Here is a 25,178-nt window from a genome sequence, read left to right as displayed (position 1 = left end):
GCTAATGGAGGTATAAGGAATGCCATCAGTAGAAGAACAAATGAAGCACATAAGAAACAAAGACGAACTGATTAAATGGCTGATCAATGAATATTTTATTTTGTCTAACAAAGCATATGGCCAAAACTTTGAGGATGTAATAGATAAAGAAATAAATGTTATTAAGTCTAAAGCTGGAACAATAATGACATCCTGTGATTCAACGTATGACTATGAATATACGAATAAGCAAGTATTGTGTGGTTACTATAATTATTCAGGTGATAAAGCTGGTATTGAGGAACTTTATGAAGTTTACGAAAAAGCGAATAAATTCAATAAAATTTACAATGCAATCAATGCACATTGGATAGAGTATCCAGAAGATTGGATGCCTGAAGTTTATATGATAGTTAAAGAAGAAGGGAAGTAAGGAATAGATGGAACTCAATAAGTATCAAGAGATAGCTTTGAGAACTCATAACGTTGAACAAAATATGAGTGAAGCTTTAACGAATTATGCATTAGGTTTAACAGGTGAAGCGGGCGAAGTTGCAGACAACATTAAGAAACATATATTCCATGGCCATGAGTTAAACAAAGACGAAATGGTTAAAGAACTCGGCGATGTTCTTTGGTACTTATCTTCACTCGCTAGTATGTGTAACGTAACACTCGATGAAGTGGCAGGTCATAATTTAAATAAATTATCTAATAGATATCCAGGTGGATTTAATCAACAGCACAGTATTAATCGAGTAGAGAACATTTCACCAGGAGATAAAATTTTGTTTAGTAATAGCCAATATATTGTGGATGATGTAATTGGAAATACATTATTGATTAGTAACGATAACGATGATCAGCAAGTTAATGTATATGATGTAAAGAAACTGTAATTAGTTTCTTCTTAATAAAGGTGGTGAGATGTATTGTTCGAGTGGCTAGAGTTATACCAGAACTTGGATATGCAACAGCAGGCATTAGAGATAAAAAAAGATATATGCATTGAAGAAATGGAGAGGTGGCACTCAATAAGTTATGCACGAGCAGACTTAGGAAAGAAGCATGACTTTCATTCTCGCTTACAACAGGTCAGCCGTATTGAGGAGGAGTTAGAGGAATTGAATGAGAGGATAAAAAAGTTAGAAGAACAGAAGGAAAGAGTATTAAGTTTGTTGGACCGTTTCCAAGGTATAGAACACAAGATACTTAGAAAGAAATATGTAGATGGTATGACATTACAAGAGATTGCATATGACTTAGGTTATAGTGAACAATACATTAGAAAGAAACATGCTGAGTGTATCAAGAGAATCAAGTTCATTAGTTAGTAGTCAACGTTGTCAACAAACAGTCTACACAAACTATTGATTAATCATGATATTGTTATAGCATAGAAAAATTATAACTAGGACTGACACATTGTGTTGGTCCTTTTATTATGTGATGAAGGAGTGATTGATATTGGTATCATGCGAAGATGTAATCATCCAACATGTAATACATTGATAAGTAGAGACGAAACATATTGTGATAAGCACAAAACATATACAAACAAAGCATATAACGATACTAGAAGAAGAAACGATCCAGAATATATCAACTTCTATAAATCAAATGCTTGGTTAACTATGAGAAAAAGAATACTTCTGAAACATGATTACTTATGTAGTAGTTGTGGAAGAATTGCTGAAGTAGTAGACCATATTATTCCAACAAAAGTAGATTGGTCAAAGAGATTGGATGAAGAAAACCTTCAACCATTATGTAATGAATGTCATAACAAAAAAACACAAGAAGATTTAAAAGGGCGAAATTAATAAAAAGTAAAAAAGTGAAAAAACAAAAATTCAGAAATTGAAAATACGAAAAAATAAAAAGTCCCCCACCAATTTTGACGGCCGAGGAAAAATTTTTCCCCGGAACGGGGCGGGGCTTTCTTTGTGACTTTTTCCCTTTTTTAAGCCGAATTTATGAAGGAGGTGGTTTGTTTGGCAGGAAGAAGACGAGTTGCGACTGATGTTACTAAAAAGAACTTAACAAAAGATGAAATCAGACAACGAAAGCAAGAAGAAGAACTTTTGAATGTCTTTGAGGGTGTACCTGAACGGCCACCAACTTGGTTAAGTAAATTGGCCAAAAAAGAATATAAGCGTATTGTTCCCTTAATGAAAAATTTGCCAATAGCAAACCTAGATTTACAAATTGTTTGTCACTATTGCGAACAAGTTTCAAGTTATTTGGAACTCACAAAAGAACTACAAGAGAATGGTCATAATATACCAGTTAGAAATGACGACGGTGAAATTATTAACATCAAGATTAATCCTGCAGTATCAAAAAGGTTAGAAGTAGCAAGGGAAATGAGAGCTGCAGCAAGTATGATTGGTATTAGTTTAGATAGTCGTATAAAAATTGTCGCACCAAAGAAAAATGAAGTTGTAGAGGACCCGATGGATGAGTTCTTTAACTGATAATAAATTAATTGATCCAGTTACTTTTTATGCAAAAAAAGTGCTAAGAGGCGACATTTTAGCATCAAATATGGTTAAAAGAGCGTGTAAACGGCATTTAAAAGACTTAAAACGTGAAGATTTAGCATTTCAGTGGCAACCAAACAAGGCATTACATGTTATTAATTTCATTGAGAAGTTACCAGACATTAAAACTGGTGAATGTCATCCACTAGCATTATTTCAAAAGTTTATTGTAGGTAGTATTTATGGTTGGCAGAACAAACAAGGTCATAGAAGGTTTAAACGTGCTTATATCAGTATGGCCAGAAAAAATGGTAAGTCTATCATAGTAGCTGGTATTAATCTTTATGAATTACTTTTTGGTGAAAACCCTAAGTTAGGAAGACAAATATATTGTACAGCCAATGCAAAAGACCAAGCTAAAGTTGTTTGGGAAATGTGTATGAAACAATTGAATTCATTACGAGATAAATCGGCTAAAGTATACAACATTACTAAAATAACAGAATCAAAAAACCTTCTGGAAAATAAGCGTGATGGATCAATATTGAAGCCACTTTCAAAAGACACTAAGAAATTAGATGGATTTGACCCATATATAGGTATTCTAGATGAATATCACGAAGCTAAAGACGATTCAATGTTTGAAGTCCTGCGTTCAGGTATGATTCAACAAGTGAATAGATTAATAGCTATCATAAGTACAGCAGGCTTTAATTTAAATGGACCGATGTATAAAGAATATGTATATTGCAAAGGGCTAATGTATGGAAAGTTCGAAAATGATAATTACTTTGTTTATTGTGCTGAAATGGATAATGACGAAGAAATAGATAATGAGAAAAATTGGATTAAAGCTAACCCATTACTTGAAGTTGAATCATTTTATGATGTTGCTTTACAAACAATCAAAGACGATATGCAAGAACAAATCGATAAAGGTGAAACACATAAAATTAAAACAAAGAACTTTAATATCTGGCAATCAAATAGTGAATCATCACTAGTTAATATAAAAGATTGGGAAAAAATAAGTGTTGAACATATACCTGATATTAAAAACAGAGATGTTTATATCGGTGTCGATTTATCAAGATTAAATGACTTAACTGGTATTGGTTTTATATATCCTATAGATAAAAAGTATTATATTGATTCACATGTATTTGTTGGAACTCGAGGTGGTATTGAAGCGAAAATAAAACGTGACAAAATAGATTATTTAGAAATGGTGAACCGAGGCAATGCAACTTTAACACGGTCTGAATATGGAGTTATAGATTTTGAACATGTAATTGAGTTTTTAATTAATTATGTAGATGAACATAACTTAAATGTTATTGGACTATGTTATGATCCTTGGCATTCAGAAACATTTTTAACTTCGTTAGAGAAGCGGAAAGATATTAACTGGCGACTGATTGAAGTAGGTCAATCATTTAAAGTAATGTCACAACCAATTAAAGATTTTCAACTTGATGTCATTCAAGAAAAAATCATTCATGCAAGTAATCCAGCGTTAGACGTTGGAGTTAACAATGCAGTCCTTATATATGACAAAGAAGGGAACTGCAAAGTTGATAAGTCTATGTATAGAGAAAAGATAGACAGTATTGTTTCAGTTCTTATTGCATGGACTGAAGCAAGAATGCATGAGTTCCAAGAAAATTGGGATGCAATATACGAAAGTGAAGAATTTGGTTTCTAGGAGGTGTATAAATGAAATTGAGCAAAATTAAAGACTTCTTAATGTTATTGGTTGCTAATTTAACAGGCATCCTTTTTTTATTAGGTTTAACCTTGGTTAATATTGCTATGTATTTAAGATTTAATGAAATAGTCGGACTAGTAGCAACAGGACTTACATTTATTTTAATTGCGTTGATTATTGACCATGAATCTAAACCAGAAAGGAGGTAAAGTGATTGGGAATCTTTTTAAACAAGACTCGTGATCTACAATACAATGAAGATGATTTACAAATGATGGTTCAAACACTACCAGGCTTTCAAGGACAGTCAATTACAACATATTCTTCAGTAGAAGCTATTAAGAATAGTGATATTTTTACAGCTGTTACCATGATTGCCTCTGATTTGGCTAGAATGCCTATCAGATTGATTGAAAACAAACAAATAGACTATAACCACCCTTTGACAAAACTATTTAATATACGCCCTAATAACATGTATAACGGCTATATGTTTAAATTCATTGTTTTTGCTAATGCGTTATTAACGTCTCATGGATATGTAGAAATATTTAGAGATATAAAAGGAAATCCTAATGGTCTATATTTTCGTAAAACATCAGAAGTGCAATTAAAAATACGTCCAAATGGTGATTATTTTTATAAATTAACATCTACATTATCTGATGGCACTGGCTATGAGAAAGAAATTGAGTTTAACGACATGCTTGATATCAAATTTTATTCGTTAGATGGTGTAAATGGATTGTCGCTTTTAGATACTTTAAGCAACACTATTGATACTGATAAAAACGGAAAATCATTTCTAAATAATTTTTTAAAAAATGGAACACATGCTGGTGGCATTTTGAAGATGAAAGGCGTATTGGATAATAAGGCAGCGAGAGATAGAGCGAGAGAGTCATTTCATAAACAATATAGTGGTACGAAACAAGCTGGTAAAGTCGTAGTAATGGATGAATCAATGTCATTTGAACAATTAGAAGTAGATACTGAAATTTTAAAACTTATACGTGACAATAAATCGTCTACACGTGAAATTGCTGGTGTCTTTGGTATACCACTTCATAAATTTGGTATTGAACCAACAAATATGAGCATTGAAGATGCAAATTTAGACTATCTTTCAACACTTAAACCATACACAACTTGTATTTGTGCCGAATGTAATTTCAAGTTTAATAATGATTATGAAGATGGAATTCGAGAATTTAAATTCGATACAACAGAAATACGAGTTGTAGACGAAAAAACACAAGCAGAGATAGACAAAATTAATTTGGATTCAGGAAAAACAAATATTGATGAAGTTCGTCAAAGAGATGGATTACCACCAGTGCCAGGTGGATTTGGAAGTATTCATAGAGTTGATTTAAATCATGTGAATATTGAACTGGTTGATAGCTATCAAATGAATAAATCTAAAGGTACAAATAATAAATTGAAGGGAGGTGACGACAGTGAAGGGCAAGGAGATTAGGACTCTAGAATCAGTAGAAGTTAGAAGCGATGATGAGAGTAACAAAATGTTTATTGAAGGCTATGCCTTAAAATACAACACATGGTCCGAAGATTTAGGTGGTTTTAAAGAAACTATTTCACCAGATGCTTTGAATGAAACGGATTTAACGGATGTTAGATGTTTAGTAGATCACATACCTTCTCAAATTATTGGAAGAACAACTGCAGGAACATTAAAACTTACTAAAGATGAAATTGGTTTAAAATATCGTTGTGAATTACCTAATACCAATTATGCTAAAGACTTATACGAAAATATGCGCCTAGGAAATATCAATCAGTGTTCTTTTGGTTTTATGTTGAGCGAAGACGGTGATGAAATGAGATTTGATAAAAATAACAACATTTATCAACGTACTTTAAAGAATATAAGTCAATTAACAGACGTTTCAGTTGTCACATACCCTGCTTATAAGGATACAGATGTAGCACCTGCGTTACGAAGTATTGAAATGATAGAAAAACAAAATGAAGATATCGCTAAAAAAGAGGAATTATCTCAAAGGTTACGTAAATTACAAATTGAAAATAATTTGTCTAAGAGATGATCCAATATCTCGGTGAAGATTAACACCGTTATCAAATAAATCCGACAAGCTTACCGAATTAGGTAGAGCTTATTTTTTATACAAAAAATAAAATGAGGAGGTTCATTATATGAACAAGAAGTCAAAATTAAAAGCAGTTATTAATGATTTACAACGTAGTATTGATTTAAAAATCAAAGTAGCAACAAGAGCATTAAATGATGATGATTTAGAGAAAGCTGAAAAGTTAGAACAAGAAATTTCAGAACTTAGAAAGCAAATTGCTGATAAGGAAGAAGAACTTTCAAAATTAAAAGATGAGAGTCCAAATGATGAGGATGATCCATCTAATCTTGAAGCAAACCGTAACAATAATCCTGAAAACAGAAGTAAAAAGACACCAAATGCGAATTATTTAGGTGCAAATCATACTAGTAATGATGTCTCACAAGAAGTTCGTGATTTTACTGAATACATTGAAGCAAGAGCGGATATCCCTGGCGGTAGCTTAAAAACTGATTCAGGATATGTGGTTATTCCAGAGGAGATTGTTACAGAAATTCTTAAATTAAAAGAAGTTGAATTTAACTTAGACAAGTATGTAACGGTTAAACGTGTTAAGAATGGTTCAGGGAAATACCCAGTGGTTCGCGAATCACAAGTTGCTGCTTTACCAGAAGTTGAAGAATTAGCAGAAAACCCAGAGTTAGCAGTTAAACCATTCTTCCAATTGTCGTACGATATCAAGACACGTCGTGGTTATTTCAGAATTTCACGCGAAGCAATCGAGGATAGCCAAATCGATGTATTGAAAGAATTAAAATTGTGGTTAGCACGTACAATTGCTGCTACACGTAATAAAGCAATTATTGATGTAATTCAAAAAGGTGGACCAGGTGAATTAGGTGATAACACTAAATTACAAACAATTGCAGCAGAAGGAATCGACGGACTTAAAGATGCAGTTAATTTAAACATTAGACCGAATTATGAACACAATGTAGCGTTAGTTTCTCAAACAATGTTTGCTAAACTAGATAAGTTAAAAGATAAAAATGGTAATTACTTAATTCAACCTGATGTGAAAGAAGCGTCACAACAGCGATTATTAGGAGCGAAAGTCGAAATTTTACCTGATGAAACATTTGGAACTGCAGGTAATGAGTCCTTAGTATTTGGTAATCTAAAAGATGCTTTAGTATTATTCGACCGTTCTCAATATCAAGCGGGTTGGACAGATTACATGCATTTCGGTGAATGCTTAATGGTTGCTACACGTCAAGATGTAAGAATTCTTGATTATAAAGCAGCAATTGTTATTAATTACACAGATGCACCTGTAACACCAGAGGCTTAATTTTAAGCCTCTTTAACTTAACAAAATTAGGAGGAATATAAAATGACAGAATTTAAAGTGAAACATATTTATAAGGATATTGAAATTGGGAAAGTTTTTAGACCTGGTGATGTTGTAAAAATGACAGTTAAGCGTGCGAATGAAATTAATGAGAAATTAAAAAAGCATGGCGTTATTTTAGAACGTGTTGAAAAAGTTGAAGAAAAAGTAGATGTAAAATCCGAAGATAAAAAATAAGAGGTGATTAAATGACAATCACTGAAGAAGATTTTAAATTATTAAAAATGCACTGCAAGGTAGATCATCACTATGAAGATGATTTATTAAAAGCTTATTATGAGTGGGCAAAAGAAGATATTGCGAGTGCAGTAACTGATGAATATGAAAAACATAAAGATTGGTTTGATAATCAGACTTCATTTAGAACAGCTGTTTTTCCACTAACAGCGTACTATTATGAGAATAGAATAGCTTTTAACGAACGAACATTATCTTATGCTCCACATATGGTAATGAGTGTAGTACATCGTTTGAGAAGTAGGTTTATTGATTACATTGGAAGTGATGAAAATGAAATTTAACTCAAATAATCTGAATGAAAGAGTATCTTTTTGCGAAGATATTAGTAAATCTGTTAATGGTTTACCATCTAGACCTAAAACAGTTGAATTATATAATTGCTTTGCTTGTATCCAAGACTCTAAAGAGACAGATACTCAAACGGCACTTTCAAACGAAAGCAAGTTTATCAAAACAATTATAATTCGTGATCCAAGAGGCGACTACAAACCGAGCAATAAGCACTATGTCTTACATGAAGGTTATAAATATAATATTAAATATTATAAACCTGATTATATAGATAAATCATTTATACGTGTTTATTGTGAGGTTACTTTTTAATGGGTGGAAAAATCGTTAAAAATACGGTTGCTGAAGGATTAAAGAGAGAATTATTACAAATGTCTACACTAGAAAAGAGAGTCTTGAAAGCTGGAGCATCTACTATCATTCCAATTCTTCGAAAAAACACGCCACTCGGAGAACAGCAAAGGCACGCTAGAAATCATATTGCAATTTCTAATGTGAAAACAGATAGAAGTACATCTGAAAAGTATGTCTCTGTTGGATATGAAAAAGGGTATTCGCATCGTATTCATACAACTGAATTCGGTACAATGTATCAAAGACCACAATTATTTATTACAAAATCAGAAAAAGAAAGCAGAAATGCAGTATTCAATGCTATGAAGACTGCAATGAAAAGAGGGTTACGATGATTAAAAACATTACGAGTGAAATTTATAATGAGATAATCAAAAACAAAGATATAACACTGGCAGATAATGTTTTTAAATATATCGTGCCTGAAAATTTTCATGAAAAAACAGATAATCCAATAGTGAGAATAGTTCCTTTACCTTTTTCACCAGAAGATTACGCTGATGATCAGCAACTTTCAAGAGAATATGATTATCAAATTGATATTTGGTGGTCAGAAAACGAACCATTTGAGCAAGCAGAAATGCTTGTTTTTTTATTGGAAAAAATGAATTTCCAAGCATATTACCGTGAACCGTTATATGAAATAGAGACTCTTACATTTAGGGAAATCATTCGTGTAAAAGGTACGGTTTTTTCATTAAGAGAAAATTAGGAGGAGTTAAACATGTTAAAAAACTTAAAACAATCTGAAAGACTACTAAAATTAAACCTACAGCACTTTGCTTCAAGCACTGGAGTTACAGGGATTGCAATTGGTGTATCTAATTTTTATTGGGCACCAATTAAAAAAGATAGCGAAGAAGGTATCGAATACGGTAATGGAACTCGAACAAGATTCTTAAAAGAAATTGAAGTAGAAAGACCACAAGAATCAGAAGAAGATTACGGTGATGATATCGTTGCTGCAACTGCTGTATCTAATGGTAAATTAGAAATTAAAACTACTTTTGTTACTGTACCTGCAGAACAAAAAGCATTCTTATCGGGTGCAACTAAAGGTACTGGTGGATTTAAATATAGTGCGAAAGATATTCCACCAGATGTAGGTGCTGTTTTTGAAAGACGTAATCATGATGGTTCTAGCGAATGGGTTGGTTTATTTAAAGGTAAATTTACTAGACCATCTATTAAAGGACAAACTAAACAAGATAAAGTAGAATTCCAAAATGACGAAGTTGAAGGTAGTTTCATTGACCGTATTTTCGATGAAGCTTCGCATGTTACAGGTTATGATGCAAAAGGTGAAACTAAAGGTCGTGACTATGTGTTTATGGAAACATTCGGTAAAACATATGAAGAATTTATGTCTACTGTTGGAGAACAAGTTGTTCCTGCAGTTGAAAAACCAGTTGTTGCTGGTGGAGTAGTACCTGAAGCATAAGAGTGGAGGACCATTGTCCTCTACTTATTTTTATTTTGGCCAAATTAAAAATAACAATAGAAAGTTGGAAAACAAATGAAACGTACATCAATTGAACTAATAACAGGATTTACAAAAACAGGTAAACCACAATATAAAAAGTATTTAGCAAAACCAATTCTTACTTTATTTGAAACAATGCAAGGTTCTAAATTATCTATGAAAATGCAAAAAGTATTTAAAGAGCCTAACTTCGATGAATTAACAGAGGAACAATACGAAGCATTATCTGAAACAGAAAAACAAGAATACGATAAGTTACAGGAAGAATATACTGAACAAGTAATGTCTCAAATGGACGTTCTAGATGAAGTGTTTGAATTCATAACTGAAGCATTTGACGAACAATTTACAACAATTGAGTTACAAAAAGGGTTACCTAGTGGTCAAGATGGCTTTGAATATTTAGGAACTATATTAAGAAATATAACAAGTGGTGGAGAACCCAGTGATACAAAAAAGTTCGTGAGCGAGAAGACGAGTTAAAAGATGAAGATTTAACTCCAGAAGGAGTATATAACAACTATTTAAAAGTATCGAAACAATTAATAGAAGATGGAATGGATCCTGAAAAAATAGCGAATATGCCTATTCATTTTTTCTTGGAGATTGTAGAATCAAAAATCGAAAATAAAAAAGAAGCCAAAAGCTTTAAAGATATATTTGGTTAAGTCACTCAAACATATATGAGTGACTTTTTTTATTTATCTAATTTTAGAAGGAAAGGAGGAATTTTTATGGCAAGCCCTATTGGAAATATGGTCATAAAAGTTGATTTAGACGGTTCAGGCTTTAATAAAGGTGTCACAGGTTTAAATCGACAAATGAGAATGGTCAGTAAAGAAATGTCTGCGAATTTATCTAAATTTAGTAGATATGATAATTCTTTAGAAAAATCAAAAGTTAAAGTTGATGGATTAAGTAAACGTCAACAAGTACAGTCGAGAATTACTAAAGAATTACGTCAAAACTATGAAAAACTAAGTTCTGAAACAGGAGAAAATAGTGCTAAAACACAAGCGGCAGCCGCTAAATACAACGAAGCTAGGGCTAAATTAAATCTATATGATCGAGAATTAGAAGAAGCTACAAAACATATGAAGTCTTTACAAGACCATCAAAAAGCCCTAAATACTTCTCTTGGTAAATTAGGTAATAATTTTTCAAAGTTCGGTCCCCAATTAAAAACTATGGGAGACGGAATGAAAAATGTCGGTCGTTCCATGGGAATGTATGTTACTGCACCAATTGTAGCAGGATTTGGTGCAGCAGTTAAAGCATCGATTGATTATGAGAGTGCTTTTGCAGGCGTTAGAAAAACTGTTAACGGCAGTGAAAAAGATTATAAAAAATTATCTAATGGCATTATCAACATGTCTAAAAATCTTCCTGTTGCAGCAACAGATATCGCCGAAGTTGGAGAAATGGCTGGTCAACTAGGTATTAAGAAAAGTAACATATTAGACTTTTCTAAAACAATTATTGATTTGGGTGAGTCAACAAATTTAACAAGAGAACAAGCTGCAACAGAATTTGCTAGGTTTGCCAATATCGTTGATATGCCACAAAAGTCATTCAGTAGATTAGGTTCAAGTATTGTTGCTTTAGGTAACAATATGGCTACAACTGAATCTGAAATCATGAGCATGTCTATGAGAATAGCTGCACAAGGTAAACTAGTCGGGATGACTGAATCAGATATAACTGGTCTTGCTGCTACAATGTCTTCTTTAGGAATTGAAGCTGAAGCAGGTGGTACTGCTATGACAACTGTGCTTAAGAAGATTGACAAAGCAGTTGGTGCAGGCGGCAAAGAATTAAAAGCATTTGCTGATGCTAGTGGAGTTTCGTCAGCTGAGTTCAAGAAACAATGGGAGAAAGACCCGGTAAAAGCATTAGATACATTTATTGGTGGATTGGCCAAATCTAAAAAAGAAGGAGCCAATCTTTCTGAGATGTTAGCTGATTTAGGTATCAAAGGTATTAGAGAATCAGATACCATTTTAAGAATGGCCAATAACCATAAATTATTAGGAAAAGCAGTGAAAATTTCCGGCAAAGGTTGGAAAGAAAATAAAGCACTATCAAACGAAGCCAATCAAAGATACAAAACTATGGCATCTCAATTAAAAATATTGAAAAACAATGTCGTTGCTTTTGGTATTTCGCTAGGCGATGCTATCGCGCCAATCGTTGTAAAGTTAGCTAAGGGATTAACAGGCGTTTTAAAAAGTATGTCTAACATGTCAAATGGTATGAAGATAACAATAGCTGTTGTTGGTTCATTAGTTGCAGCAATAGGACCTGTAATTTTTGTTTTTGGTGCATTTATAAGTGTTATGGGAAGTGCAATGACAACATTAGGTCCTCTATTAATAGGTATATCAAAAGCAGGCGGATTAATGGCATTTTTATCTGGGAAAGTTGCAACAGCTGTTAGATTATTCCCTGCTTTAGGGACAGCGATAAGTTTCGCAGGTGGTCCATTATTGTGGATTGTTGGAGGATTAACGGCTTTAGGTATTGGATTTACAATAGCTTACAAAAAATCTGAGACTTTCAGAAATATTGTTAATAAAGCTGTCTCAGGTGTTATGAACACATTTAAAGCAGCTAAGATTGCACTGCAAGGATTTTTCCAGTTATTCAAAGGCAATGGCCAAGATGGTGTTATTACATTATCAAAGATTTTCCCTCCAGATATTGTTGTTGGAATTACAAACTTTGCAAATAAAGTTAAGGCAACATTTTTCCAAGTTATAAACGCTATTAAAGGTTTTGCTACACAAATAGGCAATCAACTATCAACATTCTGGAAACAAAATGGAACTCAAATTACACAAGCTGTTAAAAATATCGGACAGGTAATTGGGACTGTTTTTAGTACAATTTGGAATTTTGTGATCAAACCAATAATGACTTTGATTTGGAACCTAATGAAAGTTATTTGGCCAGGCATAAAATGGCTGGTTAAATCTGTTTGGGATAATATCAAAGGAGTTATTTCAGGTGCTTTAAATGTGATTATGGGCGTAATTAAAGTTTTTGCAGGATTATTTACTGGAGACTTCCGAAAGATGTGGGAGGGCATTAAACAAATCTTTAAAGGTGCACTTCAATTAATTTGGAACGGAATACAGTTAATGCTTGTTGGAAAAATTTTAGGAGCAGGAAAAGTCTTTATTCAATTGTTTAAATCGCTAATAAGTGGTGGTTGGAAATTTATAGTTAATGTGTTTAAGAATTCATTAGCTTCAGTTTATAGAACTGTTACTGGAGGCTTTTCCAAAGTATTCAGTTTTAGTAAAAAAATCATTACTAATCTTAGGAATACGATAAATAAACTTTTCGATTCTATGCGCAACGGTATTATCAAATCTGTGAAGTCGATTTATACAAATATAAGAAGTGCTTTTACTAAGTCGTTTAATTCTTCTAAAAATATATTTAGTAAATTAAGAGATTTTACAGTGAATTTATGGAAAAGGCTAAGAGATGCAATTTCTAACATAGCTTTAAAACTATATGTCAGTGTGAAAAATAGTTTTACAAGATTGTATGATAAATCAATTAACATTTTCAAAAGGTTACGTAAATATTTAAATGATGTTTGGACAACGATTCGCAAGAATACAGTCGATAAAGTTGCATCATTATATAAAGGTGTTAAGAATCATTTTGAAAAATTATTCTCTAGCAGTAAAAGTATCAATCAAAGATTGAGAGATTTCATGTCTAATATTTGGCGTGGAATAAAAGATAAAACGACGGGAATGGCAAGAAACATTAAAGATGCTGTGCTTGGAAGTTTTAGATCAATGAGGGATAAATTAAAAGGTATTGTAGGGAAAATTAAGGATCATATAGGCGGTATGGTCAAAGGTGTTAAAAAAGGTTTAAACAAATTAATTGATGGTGTCAACGCAGTAGCTACTAAAATTGGGATGGATAAATTTAAAAAGATTAAGTTGTCTACTGGTACGGTAAAACACAATCATGCTTTATCTGATAGTCAAGGTCGTTTGAAACAACATACAAGAGCGATAGTTGGAGATAAAGGACCTGGTAATGGTCCTGGTGGGTTTAGACATGAAATGATTGAGTATCCGAATGGACGATTAGCAATGACACCTAAATCAGATACAGAGGTTATTTTGCCAAAAGGTTCAAGAGTTCATAACGGAACAGCAACTTATAATTATTTGAATACGCCACAGTTTAGTACGGGTACATTACCAAGGTTTAGTTTAGGTAGTTGGCTTGATGACAAGAAAAAAGATGCAGGTAAGTATGCTGGTAAGAAAATGGCTCAAGCAAATAATGCTGGCAAGCAAATTATTAATGGTACTAAAGACACTGCCAAAGCTTTGAAAAAAGGTTTTGATAAAGCTATAGGTGATGTTTGGGACTTTGCATCGAATCCAGGAAAACTAGTAGATAAGGTTATGTCTCATTTTGGTGTAGATTTCGGTAGTCTACCTGAATTACCTAGAAAAATGATGGCAGGAATGTATAAAAAACTAAAAGAAGGCATAAAGGATTTATTTAGCGGATGGCTTGAAGATAGTGGAGGTGGAGATGGTTCATCATTCACTAAATTCGGAAAAACTACACCATATAGTCCGAATGCAGCTGTTCCTGGTTATCCTACAGGTTTTAATGGCGGTAGGCACTTTGGAATCGACTACGGTACTCCTGCAGGAACAGTAATTAAAGCACCGACAAGTGGTACAGTATCAACTTTACACAATTACGGTGGAGGATTAGTTGCTAAGTTACTAAGTGGTAAGTTCACTCAGTTCTTTATGCACTTACAAGATATTCTTAAAACTGGTCGTGTGAACAAAGGAGATAAATTTGCTAAAACAGGTAACAGTGGTCATTGGACAACTGGAGCACATTTGCATTATCAAGTTGAAAAAGGAAATTCTAGTGATATTACGAATAAAAATACTGTAGATCCTGAAAAATTCTTATCTGGAAAAGGTGGAGGTAAACAAGCACCTTCACAATGGCGTTCTACTATTCAAAGAGCAGCAAGAAGAATGAAAGTAAATTTATCTGGCAAAGAGATGAATGGTATTATTGCGCAAATTCAACGTGAAAGTGGTGGAGATGCAGGTATTACCCAAGATTCTAGATTAAAAGATGGCAACTCTGGTGCAAACTTAGCTCAAGGTTTACTTCAATATGTACCTAGTACATTTAAAGCATATGCAATGAAAGGACACGGAAACATCAAATCTGGATATGACCAATTACTTGCATTCTTTAATAACTCTAATTGGAGAAGGAATTTACCTTATGGTCGTTCGGGTTGGGGACCAACTGGTAGTCGTAGATTTGCAACAGGTGGTAAGGTTTGGAACGGTTTTTATCATCTAGGAGAAGAAGGATATCCAGAATGGATAATACCATCAGATCCAAAACGTAGTGAAGATTCATGGAAATTGCTAGCTTTAGCTGCTAATGATTTAGAGAAAAATTCACCGAAAAGTAAGAGACCTAATAATTTACCAAACCCTTCAACTGGTTCAGGTAGTAGTAATTCAAATCTTGAAAAGAAATTTGATATGTTATTAAGTTTAGTTTCTAAACTTGTATCAAGTAATGAAGCAATTGCAAATAAAGATTATGAGCCAGTAATTGATAAATATTCTCTTGAAAGCGAAGTGTTTAAATTGATTGAGAAATATGAAAGAACTAAATCAAGAAAAAATAGATATAATTTAGCAACATAATAGGAGGTGTATGAATGCTTGATACTATTTTAGTAAATGGAAAGAAAATTGATTGGCTTGTTGTAGCAAGAGGGTTTAAAATACCCTCTTTTAATTTTGTTTCAGAACGAGAAAGTGTACGTGGTAGAGCAGGATCTGTTCTAAAGTATAGAGGTTTGAATGAATATGAATTTGAATTACCTTTGATTGTTCGCAATGATAATTTATCGCCAGGCGGTATAAAATCTCATGATGAAATATTAGAAATATTAACAAAATTTTTTAATTATGCTGAAGCGGTTAAGTTACAATTTAAATCAAAAGATTGGTATTGGAATGCATATTTTGACGGACCTATTGAATTACCGAAAGAGACAAGGGGTATCGTAAACTTCAATATATCAGTTGTGCTTTCAGACCCTTATAAATACAAAGACACAGGTAATCAAAATACAGCCATTTCTGACCAAGTCAGTGTAGTTAATAGTGGTACTGCAGACACGCCGATTATTGTAGAAGCAAGAGCGCTTAAAAATGCTAACTACTTTATGATTGCTAATGGTGATGAAGATTATTTTATGATTGGTGATGATGATGTTAATAAAAAGTTGACGGATTATTCACCATTAATATTACAAGATGAGATGCGTTCATTCACGGGTTGGAGCAAACAATCAACAATTGATTTTTCAGATAGTCAATTAGGCGGTTTAGTTGGAGGGAGTATGGTTCAATCATCATCTAAAGAAAGCTTTATTTTAAATAAAGATTCGGTTTCGGGTAGTGGATGGAATGGCGCTATGTATAAAAAAGCGTTTAGCAAACAAGCTCAAGATTTTACAACTACTGTAAAAATAATAGTTGATCAAAAAAATAAAGGAGCTGCAAGATTTGCGCAGTATATCTATGATTCTGATAATCGTGTTATTGCTAGTATAGGTTATACTAATCCAAATGCAAATCAAGCAATTGGGCGTATAATAGTAACGTTATTCAATCAAAGTGGTACGCAACAAACAATTTACAGTTATAAAAACAATCCAGAATTGTACAAAATTAAAGAGTTTGTTGTATATATCAAGTTAACAAGAATCGGTAATCAGTTTAGTGTAAAAACATGGAAGTATCGAGAAATACCATATCCATTAAGGAAAGTTGCATTTGATCAACATGAAAAAGTATTCATTGATAGAGGTAATTTCTATCAAAGGCCAGTCATTGGTCTATCCATATATAGTGCGAAAAATGGTAACTATCCTGTCATGCCTATTTATATTTTAGGTACATATACGCGAGAATTATTGCCTAAACCAGTCGGTGCTAGAGATATGATTATTAAAGCAGGTGATGACATCATGATTGACACAGCAACCAAAAATGTTTTAGTTAATGAAGAACCATTTTTAAGTGAGAAAACTTTTGGTAGTGATTTTTTCAATGTAAAAGATGGTGTTAGTGAATTGGTGATTTACCCTACTGGTATTTTTGATACAACTGTTAAATGGCAAGATAGATATTTATAAGGAAGGGTAGGTGAATAGATTGATTCATGTTTTGAACTTCGAAGGACAAATCATTGATTTTATTTCACAGTCAGATAGTGCGATTATAAGGGCAGAACATAATAGAGATATTAACGACAGAACTGAAACGTTTGATTTCACGATATTATCTGACAGGACAGAGCATTTACAAAAGAAGAATAGAATTATTATTCAGGATAGCAACAAACAGTATAGAGAATTTATTATTGAACATATTTCACAGGATATAGACGGTTATACCGAAATTGAAACTACAGCGTCTTACTTTGAGGACTTGGCAAAAGCAAAGCCTTATGGACCAAGTACACTTAGTAAGATGACAACAAGACAAGCCTTATCCGATGTTTTAAAAGACACAGGTTGGGAAGTATCTGACCAAACTGAATATGGTGGCATAAGAACTACATCATGGACTTCATACCAAACAAGGTACGAGGTCCTTTTACAGTTATGTACAACATATAGCATGATGGCAGACTATTACATTGAACTTGGCAACAACACTGTAGAAGGCAGATTCGTTGTTTTAAGAGAACGTAATCCGATGTTTAATGGTAAAGAAATCACATACGGAAAAGATTTAATTGGATTAAAACGTACTGTTGATTTTTCAGAAGTAAAAACAGCTTTGTTATGTGTTGGCCCAGAAAAAGATGATGGTAGTCGAATTGAACTTGTCGTTACAGATGATGAAGCTCAAGAAAACTTTGGATTACCTGGCCGTTATTCATGGGGCATTTATGAGCCGGAATCAGACGATCAGAATATGACTGAAGCACGTTTGAGGACGTTAGGTACAACGGAACTTAATAAACGTAAGTCAGAACTAATCAGCTATGAGGTGACAAGTACAGATATCAGTAAAGTCTTTAAACATGAAGTTACACATCTAGGTGATATGGTACGAATTAAAAATAGGGATTTCACACCTCCACTATATGTTGAAGCAGAAGTAATATCTGAACAATACGATATGCTCGCTGAAGAAAGTACGTACGGATTTGGTCAATATAAAGAATATAGAGAGTCCGAATTAAGAAATGAATTCGATAAAAAGTTATCAGATATTAGACAAAAGATGCATGATAATATATCAAACGTCAACACGATTATTCAAGACACGATTAGTGGAGAACTTGAATATTATGAAAAGAAAATCATCAAGTCAGATACGGCGCCAGAAAACCCGGTTAACGATATGTTATGGTATGATACATCAAACCCAGATGTAGCTGTCTTGTGGCGTTATTGGAATGGTGAGTGGCGCGAACATTCTGTAAACGATGTTGAAAAAATTGGTGGTATTACAAGAGAAAAAGCATTGTACAGTGAATTATCTAATACGTTCATTAACTTATCCATACAACACAGTAAGTTATTAAGTGATGTATATGAAGTCATCAATAGTGAATACTTTGTTGATACGGATTTAAAAAATGAAATTAACTCTAAATTAGATGACACAATTGGCGTGTTTAACCAAATCAAAAATAATCTTGATAGTATGACACTAGAAACAGCTACCATTGGGAAATTGATTGATACACAAACGCTATTCTTAACTTACCGCGAACGTATGCAATCACTTTATAATTCTTTAGAAAATGCAAAAATTGCAATAGATCAGAGATTTAAGTTATTGCAATCACAATACACAGAAGAAAAATATAATGAAGCTATGCAAAAGGTTGCAGACGCTATTGGTGGCACGTTTAACGAAGCAACAGGGCAATTGGTTGCAGATATTCCTAATCAACAAATGCTGGAGGATATGAGAACGACGCTTGAATCGGCAATGAATGATATGTCAGCAGATAATGCAGCGAAGTTACAAGAATTACAAAATGGCATCACAGAAACCAATCAGCGCATCACAAACACGAATGAAGAACTAAGCACAGGCATTGAATCGGTAACTAAGAAAGTTGATGGGTTACAAGTTGGTGGCAGGAATTTACTTATGAATAGTAATTTTGAAAAAGGTACTGAAAAATGGCGTAGTTATGGTGCAAGTAGTCCACCGAACACATTGATAAATAGTGATGATTTATCAATAACGACAGGTCAAGTTGCTATATTTGAGTCGAGTGACGCTTCGGCAGAAAAAGGGTGGGCGCAAGACAACATAGATTTAGAAATAGGTAAAGAGTATACCCTAAGCGCTTATATAAAATCAATATCAGGAGATAATAGAATAAGGTTTCAAACAGGTAAAAATGGAACAGATGGTATGAAATTTCAGACTAAAGAATTTAATACTACTTCTAACTGGGAAAAATATGATTTTACTTTTGTTCCAACTGCTAGTGTTGCCAATTTTTACATCGGTAAGGCAACAGCTTTCAATAATATGAAAGTAGCAATAGCAAACGTTAAATTAGAAAAAGGAAATATGGCTACCGATTGGACGCCTGCACCAGGAGATATCGACAAGCAAATATCTGATATTAAAACTACTGTTCAAACACAATCGGCAGACATTACTGTCCTAAAAGACGGTATCAAGTTAAAGGCTGATAACACAGAAGTCACTAAGATATATGATAACTATTTAACGCCTATGCAGACGCAAATAAACGAGCAAAAAGCATCATTAGATGTCTTGCCTAGTCAAATAGCTGCCAAAGTATCTCAATCGCAGTATACGGCAGATATGAACAATGTAGTCAGTCGGTTAAATAATGCTGATTCGGAACGTGTTCAATTAGGTAATGAAATTAGAGATAGAGTTACATTGAATGAATACAATAATATGAAGATAGGTACAAGAAATTTAGTTGCGAACAGTGATTTTGGTTTTGACATGCTAGGTTGGAGAAGTGTTGGTAAATCAACGCCAATTAATACTATTGATACAACAATGCAAGACTTGCCAAATACTTTTAAAAAGGTAGCGGTAGTTGAAGCAGATGATGTGAGTAATATTGAAAAAGGGATAGCGCAAAATGACGTAAAATTAGAAATAGGCAAAGAATATGTATTAAGCGCATGGATAAAAATATTGTCCGGCGGAACTAAAGTAAGATTGCAAGAAGGGAAATCACGTTGGGGAAATATTACTTTTGACGCGTTAACCGAGTGGCAAAGATACGAATTTAAATTTACAGCAGTTGAACCATTAACAAACATTTATTTGGTAACGCCTAAAGGTACAGCAAACAATAAGTTTGCGGTTACAGGTTTTCAAGTTATCGAAGGAAACAAAAATACCGATTGGAAACCGTCAGACAAAGACACAGACAAACGCTTAATTACAATGGAAACATCTATTGAACAAAATGGGCAGCAAATTAATTTGAAGGCTAGTAAAGATGAATTAAATAATAGTAAAAAAACGTTATCCAGAGTTTTAGCTGATTTAACAGTAAATACAACCGACGGACTCACATTAACATATGATGAAAATGGTTCGATAACTTCACATGTTGTTGGTCCAAATGGTGTAAAAATCAAAGGTGATAAAGTTGATATTCAAGCCAATAGTAATTTTAGTGTTTTAGTTGCCAATGTAAATAATAAAGTGGGATATAACGAGATTATAAACAAGATTAATTTATCCCCAGAAGGTCTAGATATCAATGTAAATAATGTCGGCATTCGTGGTGGTGACAGTACAAGTTATGTATCTATTAAAAATGACTTAATTGAATTATCCGGTAAATTCACAAGAACTTGGCGTGGTGAAACTCAAAATGATTTTGTATTCGCAAGATTTAAAAATGGATTGTTGAGGTTTAGAAATAACACAAGAGAACGTTCGCTATATTATTCAGATTTTGGCATTTCAACATTTGTGGACGGCGAAAGTTCTGAATCATCTGGTACTTTACAATTCTTTGATTACACTTATTCGACAGCAAGAGGTGTAACATTAAACAGTGCTAATGGCGTAGTAGCTTTATCGTCTTCAACTAACAGAGTTATTTTAGACGCTAACACGACAGTAAATATTGAGAGTGAAACAGCTTCGGTTTATTTTAGACCAATGAGGAATTCGAGGATTGGTAGAAATGAATTTAGAATGTGGGTTAAAGATAATGATAATGCAACTGATACCGACGGCGTTTTAACTTACGGGTCGTTGACAAGTGGCTCAACATACGGTAGTGGCATTCGATTTGATAAATCTAGCAAAACCAATTTTGTTTACGCAACTAATAACAATGGTGACATTGGTAGTGGCGATTTTTACGCTCGTAATTTATATGGTGATTGGGCAACTAAAAACGACAATTTATATGCAATGGTAAATAGTACATTGCGCGTTACTGACCTGAAAGGTTATAACAGCGGAAACCCAAAATATAAAGATTTACAATGTAGAGACATTCAAGCTAATACTATCAGAGTTAATACAGGTAACAATCTGTATTTAGGTACATCAACAGGCGAAGTTAGAGTTACTAATAATCTTCTATATAATGGCGGAAGTATTGGATACAAACCAATTAGAGCAGAAGATTTTATAAAAGCCTCTAGTGCAAAATTTAAAAAAGATATCAAAATTTGGAATTATGACGCATTAAGCGTCATTAGCGATGAATTGCAGCTGTACAGTTATAAATACAAAGAAGATGAAAGAGGTTTAATTCAACATGGTCCGGTCATTGGCGATGGATATAAAACACCGTCTGAATTTATTTTTGGCGATGGAGTTAATACAAACGAAATGTTGAGTTGGGCGTTACGCGCAATACAGCAACTAAATGAAAAAGTAAAAATATTGGAGGATAATACAAATGGATGAAGATAATCAAATGCAAGCAAACCCGCAATTAGTTATTAATTATTTAACGCAAGAGGTTGCATCACTAACACAGGAAAACGCAATGTTAAAAGCAATTATTCAAGAACAAAATAATCAAGATAATCAAGTGCCTTCTCAAAACGAGTAAGGCGCTTTTTTATATATAAAAAAATTAAAAGGAGTGTTTTAAATGGAAATGAACATCAAACAGTATTTTTTAGTAGAGCGTGATCAAAACGGACAAGAAACTTGTTTGATCAAGAACTATGGCAACGGTTTTAATAGGGGAGGTACGCCTCAAAATGCGCATAAGTTTTTAAACGAAGCAGACGCTAAGACGGCATGTACAGTCCAAAACACATTAGCAACAATTTTTGGTAATAACACATTCACTTATTACGTTGAAGAAACAATCTCACGTACTAAAAAACAACAAGACGGACAGAATTACGTAGAAGATACAGAAGAAACAGAGTAGATCATAAAGCACTTACTAATGTAGGTGCTTTTAGATTCTAATGAAAGTAGGTGCTTTAATGACGGGCAGAAAAGGATTAAACTTTTTTCATTTTTACGCAATTGCGTGGGATTTCGCTTTTGGAATATGTTGTATTGTTCGAGGTAGCTATTGGATTCTTTTTGCTGAGAAAGCACAATACGAAAGTGAACTCTACACAGCTATGCATAAGGTGATGCCTTTAACGATTTGGGGCATTCCATTTGTACTTGCTGGAATATTAATTATTCTTGCAGGAATCAAACTACCATATCATCAAACAAGTATTAGTTTTTATAGATTGACTGCATGGGGATATGCAATAGCATGTCCTTTTTATTATATTTTCTCAACGGCTGGTTTTGACAGTGGCTTAAATTTAGTCACGCCAATTATGAATCTTTCCTTTTCTATCTTTTGTGGTGCAACTGCACTATTAGCTTACAAAAACGTTTCTGAAATGAAGCAAGAAAAGAGTAAGTAATGAACTATCTAACAACAGAGAAATATTATGAAGATGAACTACGCCGTGAGAAAGATAAAGGTAAATTACATGCAAGAATAAACGAAGTAGAAGATAAACACGATCAGAACTTTAATGCTTTGAATTTAACAATACGAACATTTATAGAAGGACAAAAACCAATAAATGAAAATATGAAAGGTATTCGTGATGATTTAAAAGAGGTCAATACCATATTAATAGATTACGTAAAGAAAACAGACAGTATTGAAACTGAATTAAAACGAGTCCAAGAAAGCCAACAAGCAGGTGTTGTAGATAGAAACAAGTTTCTCATAACAATAATTACAGCTGGACTTGGGGCAGGTGGATTTGTGCCAGTTTTAATACAGGTCTTATTTAAATAAGGAGGCAATATAAATGGATACAGGGACAATTATTAGAACAATATTATTAGTGATGGTGTGGGTAAACCAAGCGTTAGCGTTAAATGGTATATCGCCTATACCAGTAGATGAGGTAACAATCAGTACAGTGATCACTGGTATTGTGTCGCTAATAGCATGGTGGAAGAACAATAATTTCACTAAAGAAGCTAAATGGGGACAAGAGAAAACGAACAAGTATAAGGCACAAAAGAAAATGGCTAAAGCTACAGGATATGCACCAGTTACAGAAGAGCCAATAGATGGATTGCAAAATAAATAAAATATTTTAGGGTGGCTCAATTAGGGGCCACCCTTTTTTAATGAGGTGAATAAATGAAGACACAAGCAGAATCGGTTAAATATATCAATGCAATGGAAGGGACGTTTGTAGATTTTGATTTAGCGTATGGCTATCAATGTTATGATGTTGCTAACAAGTATTGGTATTATGTAACAGGTCGTAAATTATATGGTTTATATGCAAAAGATATTCCTAAAGATAATAATTTCACGGGTTATGCAACGGTACATGAAAATACAACTTCATTCTTACCATTGCCAGGTGATTTAGCTGTTTGGAATGGTAATTGGGGCGAAGGTTGCGGACATGTTGCAGTCGTCACTCAAGCAAATTTATCGCAATTTCAAGTTATTGAAAACAATTGGCTTGGTGGAGGTTGGGTAAATGGTAAGCCTGGTTGGGAACGAGCAACTAGACGATGGCATACTTACGACTTTCCAATGTGGTTTATTCGTCCGCATTATGCTAAATCACCATCAGTTGTGAAGAAAGTGGCTAATTTGGTTAAACCTAAAGCTAAAGCAACTAAGAAAAAATTTGTTCTTGTTGCTGGTCATGGTTATAGCGATCCAGGTGCGGTTGGTAATGGTACTAATGAACGTGACTTTATCCGAAAAAACATTATCGATAATGTTGCAAAATACTTACGTTCAGCAGGTCATACAGTAACGTTATACGATAAAAAGCAAGATATGTACCAAGATACAGCATATGGATATAATCGTGGTGATACGAAGAACTACGGGTTATATTGGGTTAAGAATAAACTTAAACCTAATGCGGTAATTGAGTTCCACTTAGATTGGTCGAGTGGTAACGCTAGTGGTGGCCATGTCATCAAAAATGCCTATGCAGCAGATAGTATTGATAAAGGCATACAGAAAGCATTAGAAGAAACTGTAGGGACAATTAGGGGTATAACAACTAGAAATGACTTACTCAACGTTAACGTAGCTTATAATCAAAATATTAACTATCGTTTAGTTGAATTAGGGTTCATCACATCTAAAAAGGATATGGACTATATCAAGAATAATCTACAAGACTTTACTAAACGTATAGCTGAGGGTATACATGGTAAGCCAATAGGTGGAACGCCTGCAGGTAAGAGTAAAAAGAATACATGGAATTGGCCAGGTAAATTTACAGCAAACACCGCTATTAAGGTTAGAAAATCAGCTAGTTTATCAGATGATAAGAATGTAGTAAATAAAGGTTCATGGATTAAAAAAGGAGATTGGTTCGACTTTGTTCAATTAATAAAAGTTACAAAAGGTAAAAAGAAATATTGGATGGCCAAATTTAAGTATCCAACTAATCCTAAAGCAGGCTATTTCTATACGACATTAGGTGAAGTGACAGATAAAAAAGAGAAGATTAAGAATGAGAAAAAGTTGTACGGTAAAATTAAATGGAAGTAGCAAATGTGATAAAATGTAATTAGCTATAGCTTGGTTACGACTGAACCGTCGTACATTA

26 protein-coding genes and 1 pseudogene are annotated in these 25,178 nt (G+C 33.4%); all 27 read left to right on the top strand.

Features of this window, described 5'->3' with window-relative positions:
- Nucleotides 1–19 precede the first annotated feature (19 nt).
- The 27 genes and pseudogenes from LQ622_RS11775 to LQ622_RS11645 all read left to right on the top strand — a co-directional run bounded on the left by LQ622_RS11775 (nucleotide 20) and on the right by LQ622_RS11645 (nucleotide 25,120).
- A complete protein-coding gene (locus tag LQ622_RS11775; RefSeq protein ID WP_239775191.1) occupies nucleotides 20–412 on the top strand; it encodes a hypothetical protein in 393 nt (130 codons plus the stop codon).
- A 7-nt stretch (nucleotides 413–419) separates the two neighbouring features.
- A complete protein-coding gene (locus LQ622_RS11770; RefSeq protein WP_239775189.1) occupies nucleotides 420–878 on the top strand; it encodes a nucleoside triphosphate pyrophosphohydrolase family protein in 459 nt (152 codons plus the stop codon).
- 225 nt (nucleotides 879–1,103) lie between these two features.
- Nucleotides 1,104–1,313 (top strand): sigma factor-like helix-turn-helix DNA-binding protein, encoded by a 210-nt coding sequence (locus tag LQ622_RS11765; RefSeq protein ID WP_229412506.1) that lies wholly within the window; start codon nucleotides 1,104–1,106, stop codon nucleotides 1,311–1,313.
- A 132-nt stretch (nucleotides 1,314–1,445) separates the two neighbouring features.
- Nucleotides 1,446–1,802, top strand: a complete 357-nt coding sequence (locus tag LQ622_RS11760) for an HNH endonuclease (protein ID WP_239775241.1) — start codon at nucleotides 1,446–1,448, stop codon at nucleotides 1,800–1,802.
- Nucleotides 1,803–1,973: 171 nt separating this feature from the next.
- On the top strand, nucleotides 1,974–2,456 hold the full coding sequence (locus tag LQ622_RS11755; RefSeq protein ID WP_048542363.1) for a phage terminase small subunit P27 family: 483 nt from the start codon (nucleotides 1,974–1,976) through the stop codon (nucleotides 2,454–2,456).
- A complete protein-coding gene (locus LQ622_RS11750) occupies nucleotides 2,440–4,167 on the top strand; it encodes a terminase large subunit (RefSeq protein WP_239775187.1) in 1,728 nt (575 codons plus the stop codon). The genes LQ622_RS11755 and LQ622_RS11750 overlap by 17 nt, the downstream gene beginning before the upstream one ends.
- A gap of 11 nt (nucleotides 4,168–4,178) precedes the next feature.
- On the top strand, nucleotides 4,179–4,379 hold the full coding sequence (locus LQ622_RS11745) for a hypothetical protein (RefSeq protein ID WP_191836037.1): 201 nt from the start codon (nucleotides 4,179–4,181) through the stop codon (nucleotides 4,377–4,379).
- A 5-nt stretch (nucleotides 4,380–4,384) separates the two neighbouring features.
- Nucleotides 4,385–5,650 carry a phage portal protein gene (locus LQ622_RS11740; protein ID WP_239775186.1) on the top strand — a complete coding sequence of 422 codons (1,266 nt, stop codon included), beginning with the start codon at nucleotides 4,385–4,387 and terminating at the stop codon, nucleotides 5,648–5,650.
- Nucleotides 5,631–6,239 (top strand): HK97 family phage prohead protease, encoded by a 609-nt coding sequence (locus LQ622_RS11735; RefSeq protein WP_239775184.1) that lies wholly within the window; start codon nucleotides 5,631–5,633, stop codon nucleotides 6,237–6,239. Before LQ622_RS11740 ends, LQ622_RS11735 begins: the two co-directional genes overlap by 20 nt.
- A gap of 109 nt (nucleotides 6,240–6,348) precedes the next feature.
- Complete coding sequence (locus tag LQ622_RS11730; protein WP_239775182.1) at nucleotides 6,349–7,575, top strand: phage major capsid protein; 1,227 nt, start codon at nucleotides 6,349–6,351, stop codon at nucleotides 7,573–7,575.
- Nucleotides 7,576–7,617: 42 nt separating this feature from the next.
- On the top strand, nucleotides 7,618–7,812 hold the full coding sequence (locus tag LQ622_RS11725; protein WP_070369218.1) for a hypothetical protein: 195 nt from the start codon (nucleotides 7,618–7,620) through the stop codon (nucleotides 7,810–7,812).
- 11 nt (nucleotides 7,813–7,823) lie between these two features.
- Nucleotides 7,824–8,156, top strand: coding sequence for a head-tail connector protein (locus LQ622_RS11720; RefSeq protein WP_048542377.1), 333 nt, complete (start codon nucleotides 7,824–7,826; stop codon nucleotides 8,154–8,156).
- The gene (locus tag LQ622_RS11715; protein WP_179926225.1) at nucleotides 8,146–8,478 is read left to right on the top strand and encodes a head-tail adaptor protein; all 333 of its coding nucleotides are present in this window, start codon (nucleotides 8,146–8,148) and stop codon (nucleotides 8,476–8,478) included. The genes LQ622_RS11720 and LQ622_RS11715 overlap by 11 nt, the downstream gene beginning before the upstream one ends.
- Nucleotides 8,478–8,855 (top strand): HK97-gp10 family putative phage morphogenesis protein, encoded by a 378-nt coding sequence (locus LQ622_RS11710; protein ID WP_191836041.1) that lies wholly within the window; start codon nucleotides 8,478–8,480, stop codon nucleotides 8,853–8,855. Before LQ622_RS11715 ends, LQ622_RS11710 begins: the two co-directional genes overlap by 1 nt.
- Nucleotides 8,852–9,232, top strand: coding sequence for a DUF806 family protein (locus tag LQ622_RS11705; RefSeq protein WP_218927017.1), 381 nt, complete (start codon nucleotides 8,852–8,854; stop codon nucleotides 9,230–9,232). The genes LQ622_RS11710 and LQ622_RS11705 overlap by 4 nt, the downstream gene beginning before the upstream one ends.
- A 12-nt stretch (nucleotides 9,233–9,244) precedes the next feature.
- A pseudogene (locus tag LQ622_RS11700) lies at nucleotides 9,245–9,925 on the top strand (major tail protein); the annotation flags it as partial.
- Between the two features lie 111 nt (nucleotides 9,926–10,036).
- On the top strand, nucleotides 10,037–10,486 hold the full coding sequence (locus LQ622_RS11695; RefSeq protein WP_179926227.1) for a hypothetical protein: 450 nt from the start codon (nucleotides 10,037–10,039) through the stop codon (nucleotides 10,484–10,486).
- A gap of 74 nt (nucleotides 10,487–10,560) precedes the next feature.
- Nucleotides 10,561–10,671: a hypothetical protein gene (locus LQ622_RS11690; RefSeq protein ID WP_239775179.1), complete on the top strand. Its 111-nt coding sequence runs from the start codon at nucleotides 10,561–10,563 to the stop codon at nucleotides 10,669–10,671.
- A gap of 66 nt (nucleotides 10,672–10,737) precedes the next feature.
- The gene (locus LQ622_RS11685; protein ID WP_239775177.1) at nucleotides 10,738–15,741 is read left to right on the top strand and encodes a phage tail tape measure protein; all 5,004 of its coding nucleotides are present in this window, start codon (nucleotides 10,738–10,740) and stop codon (nucleotides 15,739–15,741) included.
- 14 nt (nucleotides 15,742–15,755) lie between these two features.
- On the top strand, nucleotides 15,756–17,243 hold the full coding sequence (locus tag LQ622_RS11680) for a phage distal tail protein (RefSeq protein ID WP_239775176.1): 1,488 nt from the start codon (nucleotides 15,756–15,758) through the stop codon (nucleotides 17,241–17,243).
- Between the two features lie 19 nt (nucleotides 17,244–17,262).
- Nucleotides 17,263–22,011, top strand: coding sequence for a phage tail spike protein (locus tag LQ622_RS11675; protein ID WP_239775238.1), 4,749 nt, complete (start codon nucleotides 17,263–17,265; stop codon nucleotides 22,009–22,011).
- A complete protein-coding gene (locus LQ622_RS11670) occupies nucleotides 22,004–22,159 on the top strand; it encodes a hypothetical protein (protein WP_239775174.1) in 156 nt (51 codons plus the stop codon). Before LQ622_RS11675 ends, LQ622_RS11670 begins: the two co-directional genes overlap by 8 nt.
- 42 nt (nucleotides 22,160–22,201) lie before the next feature.
- Nucleotides 22,202–22,489 (top strand): hypothetical protein, encoded by a 288-nt coding sequence (locus tag LQ622_RS11665; RefSeq protein ID WP_239775172.1) that lies wholly within the window; start codon nucleotides 22,202–22,204, stop codon nucleotides 22,487–22,489.
- 40 nt (nucleotides 22,490–22,529) lie between these two features.
- Nucleotides 22,530–22,991, top strand: coding sequence for a hypothetical protein (locus tag LQ622_RS11660; RefSeq protein ID WP_228097489.1), 462 nt, complete (start codon nucleotides 22,530–22,532; stop codon nucleotides 22,989–22,991).
- A complete protein-coding gene (locus LQ622_RS11655; RefSeq protein WP_048542392.1) occupies nucleotides 22,991–23,377 on the top strand; it encodes a hypothetical protein in 387 nt (128 codons plus the stop codon). The genes LQ622_RS11660 and LQ622_RS11655 overlap by 1 nt, the downstream gene beginning before the upstream one ends.
- Nucleotides 23,378–23,390: 13 nt before the next feature.
- Nucleotides 23,391–23,678: a phage holin gene (locus LQ622_RS11650; protein WP_179926234.1), complete on the top strand. Its 288-nt coding sequence runs from the start codon at nucleotides 23,391–23,393 to the stop codon at nucleotides 23,676–23,678.
- A gap of 53 nt (nucleotides 23,679–23,731) precedes the next feature.
- The gene (locus LQ622_RS11645; protein WP_239775170.1) at nucleotides 23,732–25,120 is read left to right on the top strand and encodes an N-acetylmuramoyl-L-alanine amidase; all 1,389 of its coding nucleotides are present in this window, start codon (nucleotides 23,732–23,734) and stop codon (nucleotides 25,118–25,120) included.
- Nucleotides 25,121–25,178: the final 58 nt, after the last annotated feature.

The organism is Mammaliicoccus sp. N-M50 (assembly GCF_022386995.1).
Classification (GTDB): domain Bacteria; phylum Bacillota; class Bacilli; order Staphylococcales; family Staphylococcaceae; genus Mammaliicoccus; species Mammaliicoccus sciuri_A.
Note: the sequence above shows the minus strand (reverse complement) of the source record. Positions and strands in the feature narration are given on the sequence as shown.

Excerpts from the sequence above, each read along its gene's own strand:
- LQ622_RS11775 (WP_239775191.1), top strand. The coding sequence starts at position 20 with ATGCCATCAGTAGAAGAACAAATGAAGCACATAAGAAACAAAGACGAA.
- LQ622_RS11770 (WP_239775189.1), top strand. The coding sequence starts at position 420 with ATGGAACTCAATAAGTATCAAGAGATAGCTTTGAGAACTCATAACGTT.
- LQ622_RS11750 (WP_239775187.1), top strand. The coding sequence starts at position 2,440 with ATGAGTTCTTTAACTGATAATAAATTAATTGATCCAGTTACTTTTTAT.
- LQ622_RS11745 (WP_191836037.1), top strand. The coding sequence starts at position 4,179 with ATGAAATTGAGCAAAATTAAAGACTTCTTAATGTTATTGGTTGCTAAT.
- LQ622_RS11730 (WP_239775182.1), top strand. The coding sequence starts at position 6,349 with ATGAACAAGAAGTCAAAATTAAAAGCAGTTATTAATGATTTACAACGT.
- LQ622_RS11725 (WP_070369218.1), top strand. The coding sequence starts at position 7,618 with ATGACAGAATTTAAAGTGAAACATATTTATAAGGATATTGAAATTGGG.
- LQ622_RS11720 (WP_048542377.1), top strand. The coding sequence starts at position 7,824 with ATGACAATCACTGAAGAAGATTTTAAATTATTAAAAATGCACTGCAAG.
- LQ622_RS11715 (WP_179926225.1), top strand. The coding sequence starts at position 8,146 with ATGAAATTTAACTCAAATAATCTGAATGAAAGAGTATCTTTTTGCGAA.
- LQ622_RS11710 (WP_191836041.1), top strand. The coding sequence starts at position 8,478 with ATGGGTGGAAAAATCGTTAAAAATACGGTTGCTGAAGGATTAAAGAGA.
- LQ622_RS11705 (WP_218927017.1), top strand. The coding sequence starts at position 8,852 with ATGATTAAAAACATTACGAGTGAAATTTATAATGAGATAATCAAAAAC.
- LQ622_RS11695 (WP_179926227.1), top strand. The coding sequence starts at position 10,037 with ATGAAACGTACATCAATTGAACTAATAACAGGATTTACAAAAACAGGT.
- LQ622_RS11690 (WP_239775179.1), top strand. The coding sequence starts at position 10,561 with ATGGATCCTGAAAAAATAGCGAATATGCCTATTCATTTTTTCTTGGAG.
- LQ622_RS11685 (WP_239775177.1), top strand. The coding sequence starts at position 10,738 with ATGGCAAGCCCTATTGGAAATATGGTCATAAAAGTTGATTTAGACGGT.
- LQ622_RS11680 (WP_239775176.1), top strand. The coding sequence starts at position 15,756 with ATGCTTGATACTATTTTAGTAAATGGAAAGAAAATTGATTGGCTTGTT.
- LQ622_RS11670 (WP_239775174.1), top strand. The coding sequence starts at position 22,004 with ATGGATGAAGATAATCAAATGCAAGCAAACCCGCAATTAGTTATTAAT.
- LQ622_RS11665 (WP_239775172.1), top strand. The coding sequence starts at position 22,202 with ATGGAAATGAACATCAAACAGTATTTTTTAGTAGAGCGTGATCAAAAC.
- LQ622_RS11660 (WP_228097489.1), top strand. The coding sequence starts at position 22,530 with ATGAAAGTAGGTGCTTTAATGACGGGCAGAAAAGGATTAAACTTTTTT.
- LQ622_RS11655 (WP_048542392.1), top strand. The coding sequence starts at position 22,991 with ATGAACTATCTAACAACAGAGAAATATTATGAAGATGAACTACGCCGT.
- LQ622_RS11650 (WP_179926234.1), top strand. The coding sequence starts at position 23,391 with ATGGATACAGGGACAATTATTAGAACAATATTATTAGTGATGGTGTGG.
- LQ622_RS11645 (WP_239775170.1), top strand. The coding sequence starts at position 23,732 with ATGAAGACACAAGCAGAATCGGTTAAATATATCAATGCAATGGAAGGG.